Annotated in this window: 8 protein-coding genes; 7 read left to right on the top strand and 1 reads right to left on the bottom strand. The window is 53.7% G+C overall.

Annotated elements, in window-relative coordinates:
* Both LBW89_RS25880 and LBW89_RS25875 read left to right on the top strand, forming a co-directional pair.
* On the top strand, positions 1-173 hold a 173-nt coding region (locus LBW89_RS25880; protein WP_225040813.1), incomplete at its 5' end, for a NifU family protein.
* Positions 174-365: 192 nt separating this feature from the next.
* Positions 366-845, top strand: a complete 480-nt coding sequence (locus LBW89_RS25875; RefSeq protein ID WP_148451119.1) for a nucleoside deaminase — start codon at positions 366-368, stop codon at positions 843-845.
* A 100-nt stretch (positions 846-945) separates the two neighbouring features.
* On the opposite strand, the gene LBW89_RS25870 is transcribed toward LBW89_RS25875, so the two are convergent.
* A complete protein-coding gene (locus tag LBW89_RS25870) occupies positions 946-2997 on the bottom strand; it encodes a GxGYxYP domain-containing protein (RefSeq protein ID WP_148451118.1) in 2052 nt (683 codons plus the stop codon).
* A 242-nt stretch (positions 2998-3239) separates the two neighbouring features.
* Here LBW89_RS25870 and LBW89_RS25865 point away from each other — a divergent pair, with 242 nt between their 5' ends.
* From LBW89_RS25865 to LBW89_RS25845, 5 genes are all read left to right on the top strand, one after another.
* Positions 3240-4490 (top strand): GntR family transcriptional regulator, encoded by a 1251-nt coding sequence (locus tag LBW89_RS25865; protein WP_148451117.1) that lies wholly within the window; start codon positions 3240-3242, stop codon positions 4488-4490.
* A 196-nt stretch (positions 4491-4686) separates the two neighbouring features.
* Positions 4687-5691 (top strand): carbohydrate ABC transporter permease, encoded by a 1005-nt coding sequence (locus tag LBW89_RS25860; RefSeq protein ID WP_148451115.1) that lies wholly within the window; start codon positions 4687-4689, stop codon positions 5689-5691.
* Positions 5648-6574, top strand: coding sequence for a carbohydrate ABC transporter permease (locus LBW89_RS25855; RefSeq protein WP_225040812.1), 927 nt, complete (start codon positions 5648-5650; stop codon positions 6572-6574). The genes LBW89_RS25860 and LBW89_RS25855 overlap by 44 nt, the downstream gene beginning before the upstream one ends.
* Positions 6575-6612: 38 nt before the next feature.
* Positions 6613-8070 carry an extracellular solute-binding protein gene (locus tag LBW89_RS25850; RefSeq protein WP_225040811.1) on the top strand — a complete coding sequence of 486 codons (1458 nt, stop codon included), beginning with the start codon at positions 6613-6615 and terminating at the stop codon, positions 8068-8070.
* A gap of 37 nt (positions 8071-8107) precedes the next feature.
* On the top strand, positions 8108-11146 hold the full coding sequence (locus LBW89_RS25845) for an alpha-mannosidase (protein ID WP_225040810.1): 3039 nt from the start codon (positions 8108-8110) through the stop codon (positions 11144-11146).
* Positions 11147-11230 lie beyond the last annotated feature (84 nt).

The raw sequence follows: 11230 nt of genomic DNA, 5'->3' as shown, positions 1-11230 counted from the left end.
TGCGTGACGGTGGAGACGCAGAATTGGTCGAGGTTGAGAACGGTGTAGCCAAATTAAGATTTTTGGGAGCCTGCAACGGTTGCCCAAGTGCTACGATTACGTTAAAAGCCGCTATTGAACGCGCAATTCTTGAGGAAATCGATGATATTAAAGAGGTTGTACAAGTATTCTAAATTCCATTTTTTAAAAAGTCCATGAGGCGAATGCTCATGTCGAACTGCGCCGGCGGGTGGCAATGTAACAGATGTGAACATAATTGCTGACTGCCAAATGAGCAAAGCTTATTAAATTTTACGTTTGTCATTTTCCGAAGAAAGAGGATATAATAACGGGGATGCAAGAGATTTTAAAAGGAGCACGACAACATGGCTGAAAAAGATCATTCCTATTGGATGGAACTCGCGATCCGGGAAGCTCACGAGAACGTTCTAAATGCCGAAGGTGGGCCGTTTGGCGCCATTGTCGTTAAGGATGGAGTCATCATCGGCGCTGGCCGTAACTCCGTCACTTCCTTGAATGACCCGACGGCTCATGCGGAAGTCCAGGCGATCCGGGAGGCCTGCCGTCACCTGAATGATTTTCAACTGAAGGGCTGTACCCTCTATACAAGCTGTGAACCCTGTCCGATGTGCATTGGCGCTATCTATTGGTCTCGCCCGGATGCCGTTTATTTTGCCGGTACGAAGGAGGATGCCGCTCATATCGGATTTGACGACCAGTTTATTTATGAGCAGATCGCTCAACCGATGGAACAGCGTTTTATACCGATGAAGCAGATCTCCACACCGAACAGATTGCTTCCTTTTAAGGCATGGAGTTCTTCCATGAAGAAAGTTGAATACTAAGCAAGGTCTTTTACAGAACCAGCCCTCTCTTGTCTACATAGAACAACGAGAGGGCTGGTTTCATTTCGGTTCGGTTAGTTCACCTGGTTAGTTCACCTGGTTAGTTCACCGGAAGCCCATAGGTTTCGCGAATCAGCTTAAAGTAATGGTCCGCCCGGACAAACTCGAATTCATCACCCAATTCCTTTCTTAAGGTCGCCACATCGCTCGGCGTCATACTCCAGGCCAGAAGCCCCAGTGAGACGAATTGAGGGGATTTCCCATCCCATGCCGCCTTGGATTCATTTAAAATCCGAAGCGCGTCCTGAGCGGTACTGACGCCCTGTAAGATCGATATGGGGAGCGAGTCGTTCCATATTTCCACGCCATAGCGATCCTCCCAGCTTAACAACAATCCATCCGCTTTATAGTTATGCTCATAAGCCGCAGCGTAGGAATCGCCGAGGGGGACATTCTCCCCGTTGATCCGATTGAGAACATAAGGGAGGGTCATCCCGCTGCTCACCGCGTATTTATAGGATTCGTCCATAAAACGGGTGAAGGTATCCTTCGGCCAAGCTTCCGGATAAAAATAACCGGCCCCTGAAGGCCCCGCCATAATGAAGTCGTTTTCGGTAGCCGTCTGCCGATAATAGTTTAGAATGGCCGGAGCCGCGTCATAGAGCAGCGGGCTGGAGGTCCAATTGATCGGCACTTGCCCGCGGGCCGGATCTTCCCAGAGGTTTCGCATTTTATGTTGATTATATTGAAAATTATCGCCTTCACTAAAAGTCAGCGTTACATAAATTTTGTTTTGCAGCGGAGGGGCCGCGGGTATGCGGTCTTCAACCTTTTTCGGCCGGGTACCCGAGAAAACGGTCAGATTGCTGAACCAATCCGCCGCCAAAACATAAACCCCGTGATTGGAGGCGATTTCGACCGAACTGAATTCGCCTTGAACATCATTGCTGAACCAGCCGAGATAAGGGGTGCCGGGTTCCACTTCGGACATGATTTGTTCGAATAAAGCTTTTTGTTCCGGCACGTTAGATTCCAGCCAGAAAACCATGGCTTTATTGGCTACCGCATAATCGCGCAAATAACCGTACGGCTCCTTCTGCTCGGAGGAGAGCGGTTGAAGTTGGCCGGCCGACACTTTAAATTGATTCCACATGACGACCGAGGCGGTTAGCTGCTTCGTACCGGCGGGTGGAGCAAAGCGATACACAAAATAGTGGCCGTTGTCGGCAAAACGGTGCCCGCCATCTCCGGCGGAAAGTGCGGAGTTTTGACGATCATAAAGAAAAGGTTCTTCCTCGGACGTTCCGGGCACGAATTGAGCGATCGTCCGGCCATCGGCCTTCACGGTGACCTCGTGAACCGCCGGTCCCCAGCCATCCTGGGTAAAAGCGTCGTCAAAGCGCAAGTAGACGGAGTCGCCCCCCAGAAACTCAGACAGGTCCAGGTTATAGGTGTTTTTATTGCTCGCGTCCCGAATCTGTTCGGACTCTTCCGCGATGACCTTGAATGATTCGGGCAGCCCAGGGGGAATCTGAATGGAGGTGTCCGGACTCAAGCCGACGAGCATCCGGTGTGTGGTTTGATTCCACAGATTCTCATACTGCCAGGTATAAGCGTCCATGCGATCCCGGAATTTACCGCGAAGATCTTCAAGGACCCTCAGGTGATAAGGCGCCTTCGTGAGCTTAGCGGCGAGCTCGGGGCTGGCCACGGCCGCGTTCTTCAAACCGGCCAGCGTAGTGGCGACATTTATCGAGTCCGGAACCTCAGGATCATAAACAATGAGGCCGTTCAGCTCGTGTTTATATTTTTTGAGAATCGTCCAATAATCTTGGTGAACGGTATAAGGCGTTTTTAGCGTTTCCAGCCAGGTCAGCCGGCCTTCCTCCTGACTCTCCAGCAAATAAATCCGCGGAAGCGTCCGGTTAACGACACCCTGCATCGTAGCAAACAAAAGCCGGACGTCGCCCGGGGCGTCGTATACATCCGCTACGTCCAGTTTTTTGGCTTGGGCAAAACGGGGAAGCTCCTGATCCTTGGGCCAACGGATTGAGGAATTAGATGGTGCGGCGGTTGGCGCTGCGTAGGTACTGATCGAAAAAGTAAATGTGCATATCCAGGCTAGGCAAAACACAGCAAATTTTCGAACCAAGTCAAACACCTCGTCTACTCATAGGATTAGATGCTTCATCGTCCGACTTGCGCCTGAATCCGTTCCTCCTTTCCGGCTCAACTCCATGAGAACGATTACATCTAAAACATATGTTAAATATATCTAATAATTCTTGTCAATAATTTTAAATATTATCACAATTAAAGTGTGCAGTTTATTTGACTAAATGACATAAATGATATATTTTTGAGATAAGAGAGATGAACGTTAGGAGAGGAACTATGCAAAATGAGCGCATGCCTTTGTATTTGAAAATTCAGCAGCATTATAAGGAGCTAATTCTGAAGGGGCAGTTAAAGGCAAATGATAAGATCCCTTCGGAAAAAGAGTTGATGGAGGAATTTCAGGTCAGCCGGATTACCGTGGCGAACGCCTTGATGCAGCTTGCGAAAGAAGGATGGATTTATCGTATTCCCGGCCGGGGAAGCTTTGTCAGCGAAACGATAGGTGAATTGATCGCGGACCACCAGCCGGCCTCGGGGTATGGTCGTGAAGAAGGGGAGATAGCGCCGACAAAAGCAGCCGGGTTTGGAGGATCTTATTCCAGTCCGAGTGATGGCCTTGGCAACAACGGACTAAGCGCTTGGTCCGCGGCCGGGGGGCGGAGGGTCATCGGATTGGTGATGCCTCATCTGGTGGACTATTTTGGAATACGGCTGATCCAGGGAATCACGGAAGCGATCGAAGCCACTCCGTACAGCCTGCAGATCGTGTTGACCTATAATTCGATAGAACGGGAGAAAGAAGCGGTAAACGACCTGATACGGAAAGGTGCAGCCGGTCTGATTATTTTTCCGTGTGACGCGGAAACTTACAATGAGGAGATTTTGTCCCTGAAACTCAACGGTTTTCCGTTTGTATTGGTGGATCGGTATTTACCGGGAGTGGCCACGAATGTCGCACGCAGCGACGGAATGGTCGGCGGACAATTGGCGGTGGATTATCTGTGGGGGCTCGGGCATCGGGATATAGCGATTTGCTCGGATTCGCCGCTGCCGACGATTACGGTGGAGGACCGGATTAACGGGTATATGGAGGCGCTGAAGCAAAAGGGCGCGATGATCAACCCGGCGTTGATTCTAACGGATTTTAATGTCGACTACGGGGGGATCGATAAGAAGCATCCGTTGTACAGATTCATTAAGAACCGGATTGCAACCGCCTATATTACCTTGAACGGCCGGCTTGGCATGTACATTCATTCCATCTGTTCGGAGTTAGGATTGGATGTACCGGGGGAGGTATCCATTCTGACGTTCGATGATCCGTCACCGGGATTGTACGGCACGGAGCATTACTCGCATATCTCGCAGTCGGAACAGGAAATGGGCCGGGAGGCGGCACGCATTTTGCTGAATATTTTGGAAGACGGCAGCAAGAAGAGCACGGATTCGGGGTATACCAAAGTCATCTTGCAACCGAAACTGATTGAGCGAAGGACGACAGGACCGGCTCCCCAAGTTAGATCCTAAAAGTTCGAACGATAATATTGCCAAGTAAAAAGACACTTGCCGAATAACCTTCGGCAAGTGTTTTTTTGTTTAAAATTAGCGATAAATGATATATCTAATATCTTGACTTAAATGACATATTAAAATATATTTAATAATACAATTAAATAACCTTATGATTCAGTCGAGCTTTTTCAGGTGAGGAGGAGCGAAAACGATGGAAAGGGCGGCGGAATGGACGGGAAAGTCTCCGTCTTTCAAGCGCGGGCTGCGAAGGCATAGGGATGCGGTTATCGCGGCGGTTATTCTGGTTCCGATGTTTTTGGTTTGGCTTGTCGTTTCCGGTTTTCCCACGCTTTTCGGTTTTGTGCTGGGTTTTTTCGAGTGGGTGGGGCTGGCGGATACGCCCAATTTTATCTGGTTCGGCAATTTTATCGCTTTCTTCAAAAACCCGGTATACACCGACGCCTTGTGGAGGTCCGTCTGGCTCGGGGGGCTGGTGACCGGGGTGACGCTGATCGCAGGCTTCGGTGCGGCGTTGTTTATGAATATGCCCCTGTTCGGAAAAGGTTTTTACCGGTCCATCTGGTACATTCCCGCCGTCACTTCGACGGTAGCCACAACTCAAGTCTTTAACATTTTTCTCGATACGAATAACGGTGTGATCAACAATGTTCTGAAATCACTCGGCAAAGAACCGATCGTGTGGCAGTACTCCGTGTTTTGGGGCATTTTCTGGATTGTGGTTTACTCGGTCTGGAAAGGTGTCGGCGGCGCCGCGCTGATCTGGCTCGCAGGCTTGCAGTCCGTGGACGTCTCCTTGTATGAGGCGGCGGAGATCGACGGGGCCGGCCGATGGGGGAAGCTGCGGTACGTTACCTTGCCGGGACTTAAACCGATCGCCACCTATATCGTCATCACCAACCTCATCGCGGCGATTCAGATTTACGAGCAGGTGCTGTTTATTACAAACGGCGGCCCTTACGGGCAGACGGAAGTCCTCGTCTTCCGGATTTACCGCGACGGCTTCTGGGATTTTAACCTGGGGATGGCCGGGGCCTCCTCACTGATCATGGCGGTTATAGTCATCGCCGTAACGGTCGTTTATTACAACTGGTCCACCCGCTCCGACAGAAGGACCACAATCCCGGTGAAGCCGCTGAAAAGGGGAGGGGAAAATGATGGCAAGGACAGCAGCAGCCGCACTGAAAAGTCAGTTTAGGCCCGTTCACTTGCTGGGGCATCTTTTTTTGCTGGGCATCGGACTCGTTTTGCTGTATCCCCTCGTTTTTATGATCCTGGCGGGATTTTTCAACAAAACGGAATTTACGTCCACGGTTCTGGGCCTATTTCCGATTCCTAAGGCGCCCACGCTGGCCAACTTCAAAGCGCTGATTGCCGGATCCACCGACGCGGCGGTTACGGTCTACCTGCAAAACTCCCTGATCCGAACGGTATACAACACCTTCTGGGCGCTATTCACCTCGTTTCTGGCCGGCTACGTATTTGCGCGTCTGCGCTTTAAAGGTCGGGATACCTTGTTCCTGATCCTGCTCGCAACCCAAATGATTCCGGGAACACTGGCCATTATTCCAACCTACCTGGAGTTCGCCAGATTTCCCTTTGCCGGCGGCAATCATATTTTTACGGGGGGAACGGGAATTTTGGATACATGGTGGATCTATTTGATCGGCGGTCCGAGCATCAATATTATGGGGACTTTCCTGGTCAAGCAGTCTCTGGAAAAAGTGCCGATAGAAATCGATGAAGCGGCCACCGTGGACGGGGCGGGCACGGTCCGGCTGATCTTTCGGATTCTGTTCCCGCTGCAGCTGCCGATTATGGCGTTTATCGCGATTACGACCGCACTGGGGACGTGGAACGATTTCATTACCCCGTTCTTCTATACGACGAGCGATCACTTGCAAACGCTTCCGGCGGCGATAACCCGATTATCCTCGGTGGGCGCCAGCCCCGGGGCCGTGATCAACTATCCGCTCATTATTACATTGAGCCTGGGCATTACGCTGCCCGCTTTACTCATATTTGCGTTTTTTCAAAAGTATATCGTGCAGGGTTTGGCCAATACCGGCATCAAGGGGTAACTCCCAAATTGATAAGCAGAACACGGAGGGGTGTAATTATGAGATCGAAAAAATGGATGGCCGCCGCGCTGGCGATGATGTTGACCATCGGGGTGTCGGCCTGCTCTTCTTCGGGGAGCGGGAACGCAGGAGGGAATTCCGGAGAAAACGAGCGGGCGGGGAACGAAGCGGCGAAACCGGGTCCGGGAGCGTCCGGAACTACGATCACGGTGCTGAACGAAGGCGCCGTCGCCATTGGTGTCGGCGAGTTGTCCGCGCTTCTTCCCGAGAAGAAGAAATCCCTGATTGCCGATGAAACGCAAAACCCGCGAATCACGGAGGGAGATTTCACGTATACTCCGGGGCAGCCCGCCAAACCGGGCGTGTTCCCTTACTTCTACCAGTCGATCATGAACGATATTTTGCAGGCCAAACATATTACGGTAAAGACGGAGGATTGGGGCTGGGGCGAGCCGCTGATTCAAAAGCAGACGGCCGGATTCCTGGCTAAGAACATGCCGGATATCATCGTCGGCGAAACGCAAATGCCGGGCTTCGCCCAGCAGGGGCTCCTCGAGCCGTTCCCGGAGGAAATGGCGAAGGAAATCCGCGAAACTATCGCGCCGGCCGCCTGGAAGCCGATGGAGTATGACGGGAAAATTTACGGTTTCGCCTCCCAACCCGGGGTGAACAGCCTGTTCTGGAACAAGAAGCTGGTACGGGAAGCGGGTCTTGACCCCGATAAAGCTCCCGCCTCATGGGAGGAGCTGGCGGCCAATGCGCAGAAGGTAACGGAAGCGGGCGGCAAAAAGTTCTACGGGGGAGGCGTTTATGCCGGCACGAACGCAGGCGGCTACTTGAGGTACGGTACCCTTCTGGTGATCAACGGCGGAGGGTTTGCGGATGAACAAGGGCAGCCCGCTTTCAACAGCGACAGCAATGTGGAAACCGTGGAGTTTTTGAAGCGGCTCAATGCCGACCACCCCGCGGGATTGATGGTCAACACGAATGAAGGCGCTTATTTCGACGCCTTCAAAAAGGAGCAAACCGCCTATATCATCGACGGGCCTTGGCGGGCGATCGAAAGCGCGCAACTCGGCATCGATTACGGAATGGCGCCCATTCCGCTGTCCGAGGGCGGGAAGGCCGGCAATATTACGATCGGGGCGGCGTTCCATTCCGTACCGAAGGAAGCCAAGAACAAGGAAGCGGCTTTTGAATACATCCGGGCGATGTACAGCAAGGAAATCCAAACGCTGATTGCCGATACGGGGGTAAGATCGCCGGTGCTGAAAGCGGTCGCCGAATCCGAAGCTTATCAAAAGGCGCATCCGGAAATGTACCAGCACTATTTGGCGATGGCGGGAAACGTGCAGGGACTTCCAACCTTCGCCAAAGAAAGCTCGAAGGTGTGGCAAATCTTTGGCGATGCCGTGACGAAGTCGATCATGACCAACGGAGACGTCAAGCGGATTTTGGATGAGGCGCAAAAGCAGGCGGAGGCGATCACCAAATAACCCCTTCAAATTCAATGAACGAAAAGAGTGATTCGAAATGCCGTATGAAACCGATCGAATTATGCTGCAAAAAGCGAAACAAAGATTAACGGCGCTGCGCAAAGCCGTTTACCGGACGGTGACGCCCTTGCGGGTGACGGCCTGGGTTACTCCGGAACCGGTGCCCTATGCGGACCGGATGATCGGTGAACGACTGGAACTGCAGCCGGGTGATTCCTGGGGGGAATTATGGGGCTGCGCCTGGTTTCGTTTTCAGGGTACCGTTCCCGGGGAACTGGCCGGGAAAAAGGTGGTCCTTCTGATCGATGTTAATGGAGAACTGTGCCTGGTTGACGAGGAAGGTACGCCAAGGCAGGGATTGACCAATATCAATTCCGAATTTGATTTCAGCCTGGGGCTCCCAGGAAAACGGGTGGTCGACGTCGCCTTCCCGGCGGCGGGCGGTGAGGTGATCGATCTTTGGGCGGACGGAGGCAACAACGACCTGTTCGGCAGATTTCGGGGCGGCACGCTGAAGGAAGCGGATATCGCCGTTTGCCGGGAGCCGGTCCGGGAGCTTTACTACGATTTTGAGGTCCTGATCGAGCTGGCCGAGCAATTGCCGGAAGCCGGCTCGAGACGGGCGCAAATCGTGCAAAGCTTGTATGAAGCCGCCAATATGCTGGCGGTGATCGATGAGGAGACCGTCCACAACGCCAAAGCCAAAGTTGCCCCGCAGCTCGCCAAGCGGGGCGGGGATCCCACCATCACGGTAAGCGCGATTGGCCACGCGCACATCGACCTTGCCTGGCTGTGGCCGATCCGGGAAACGATCCGCAAGGGGGCGCGGACTTTTTCGACCGTGCTCCGCAATATGGAGAAGTACCCCGATTATGTGTTCGGCGCCAGCCAGCCGCAATTGTACGCCTGGATGAAGGAGCATTATCCGAAATTATACGGCCGGATCAAGGAGCGAATCCGAGAAGGGCGCTGGGAAGCGCAAGGAGCGATGTGGGTTGAACCGGACACCAACATTTCCGGCGGCGAAGCATTGGTTAGACAAATCCTTTACGGCAAGCGTTTTTTCCGGGAGGAGTTCGGGCAGGACATGAAGGTGCTGTGGCTGCCGGACGTGTTCGGCTATACCGGAAGTCTGCCGCAGCTGCTGCGGAAGTCCGGCGTCGATTACATGATGACGCAGAAACTGTCCTGGAGCGTATACAATACGCATCCGCACCATAGTTTCCTATGGGAAGGCATCGACGGGACGCGAGTGCTGACCCATCTGCCTCCCGAGGATACGTACAACAGTCCGGCCGCGCCAAGATCGCTGATGAAGATCGAGCAGCGGTATCTGGACAAAGGCGTATCGGAGCATGCGCTGATGCTGTTCGGCATCGGCGATGGCGGTGGCGGTCCGGGGGAGGAGCATCTGGAGCGTCTGGCGCGGGAACGGGATCTCCTGGGCCTCCCGCCGGTGATCCAGGAATCTTCGCTGGCATTCTTTCGGCGGCTGGAACGGGAAGCGGAGCGGTTCCAAACCTACAAGGGCGAGTTGTACCTGGAGAAACATCAGGGGACGCTGACCAGCCAGGCCCGCAACAAATGGTATAACCGCAAGCTGGAAAAAGCGCTCCGCGAACTGGAATTCGCGGCTACTCTGGCCTGGGCTCTGACCGGGGCCGCGTACCCCGTGGAGCGGCTGGAGCGGATCTGGAAGGAAACGCTGCTGTACCAGTTCCACGACATTCTGCCGGGTTCCTCGATTACGCGGGTGTTTGAGGAGTCGCTGGCCCGGTATGCCGAGCTGTATCGGGAGGTGGAGGCGATGCTGGACGAAACCTATGGAGAAATCGCCGGCTTCATTGCGGAGCCGGGAAGGCCGGTGCTGTTCAACTCCCTGCCTTGGGACCGCGAGGATTGGGTGCAATGGGAGGGCGGATGGCACAAGGTGAGCGTTCCGGCAATGGGGTATCTTCCTCTGGAAGCGGCTTTGCCTACAACGGCGGAAGAAGAACCGGCCTTATCCGTGTTACGGGCAGCCGACGGATGGCTGGAAAACGACCGGTTGTCGATTCGTTTCGATGAAAACGGGGGTCTGCAATCCGTTTACGACAAAACCTGCGGACGGGAGGCTCTTCAACCGGGCGGAAGCGGCAATATGTTAACGGTGTACCATGATGACGGGGATGCGTGGGATTTTCCCCGGGATTACCGCGAGATGAAGGCGGGACGGATGAAGCTCGAACAAGCCAAAGCCTATATCGACGGGCCCCGGGCCGTCATGGAACAGGAGTACCGCTTCGGCGAATCGACGATCCGGCAAAAAATCATGCTTTACGAAGGCGGAAGCGCCGTGATCTTCGAATCGGAAGCCGATTGGCGGGAAACGGGTAAAATGCTGCGCGCGGCTTTCCCTTTAAACGTCGCCAGCGATCAGGTCAACTGCGAGATTCAATTCGGCCATCTGAAGCGCCCGACTACCCGGAACACGCTGCTGCAGATGGCGCAGGACGAAATTTGCGCCCATCATTTTATCGATCTTTCCCAGCCCGATTACGGGGTGGCGCTGCTTAACGACTGCAAGTACGGACATAGCGCGGAGGCGAACGTTATCGATATCAATCTGCTGCGCAGTCCGTCCTACCCGGATGAAACGGCGGACCGGGCCCGGCACCGGTTTACGTATGCCCTGCATCCGCACCAAGGGAATTTTATCCGGGCGGAGGTGTACAAAAAAGGCTACGAGCTGAATATCCCGCTGCGAGCCGTTCAAGCGTCGGCGATGGGTGACGGAACGGCGGTATCCGAGCCGCCGCGCACGGCCGGCCCATTGTTGCGGCTTCATGCCGACAACGTTATGGTGGAGGCTGTCAAAAAGGCGGAGGACAGCGGCCATTTGATCTTGAGATTATACGAAACCTCGGGAACGGCGGCCCGCGGGACACTAGAACTGGGATTCGATTGCCGCGTCATTGAGGAAACGGATTTGATGGAGGCGCCGATCCGGGTTCTTGGGAAAAACGGACGCGAAGTGGAGTTGGATTTTACCCCGTTTGAAATCAAAACCATCCGTGTAGAACTAGCGAAGTCTTAGTGGGGAGGTGGGAGGCTATGAAGCCGGCGTTATGTTAACGCTCACAGCATCCTCGGAATTAAATTGGAATGAGAGAGGAAGATG

The organism is Paenibacillus sp. alder61, from assembly GCF_020179875.1.
GTDB lineage: Bacteria > Bacillota > Bacilli > Paenibacillales > Paenibacillaceae > Fontibacillus > Fontibacillus faecis.
Note: the sequence above shows the minus strand (reverse complement) of the source record. Positions and strands in the feature narration are given on the sequence as shown.

Coding starts and splice junctions, on each gene's coding strand:
- LBW89_RS25875 (WP_148451119.1), top strand. CDS start 366: ATGGCTGAAAAAGATCATTCCTATTGGATGGAACTCGCGATCCGGGAA.
- LBW89_RS25865 (WP_148451117.1), top strand. CDS start 3,240: ATGCAAAATGAGCGCATGCCTTTGTATTTGAAAATTCAGCAGCATTAT.
- LBW89_RS25860 (WP_148451115.1), top strand. CDS start 4,687: ATGGAAAGGGCGGCGGAATGGACGGGAAAGTCTCCGTCTTTCAAGCGC.
- LBW89_RS25855 (WP_225040812.1), top strand. CDS start 5,648: ATGATGGCAAGGACAGCAGCAGCCGCACTGAAAAGTCAGTTTAGGCCC.
- LBW89_RS25850 (WP_225040811.1), top strand. CDS start 6,613: ATGAGATCGAAAAAATGGATGGCCGCCGCGCTGGCGATGATGTTGACC.
- LBW89_RS25845 (WP_225040810.1), top strand. CDS start 8,108: ATGCCGTATGAAACCGATCGAATTATGCTGCAAAAAGCGAAACAAAGA.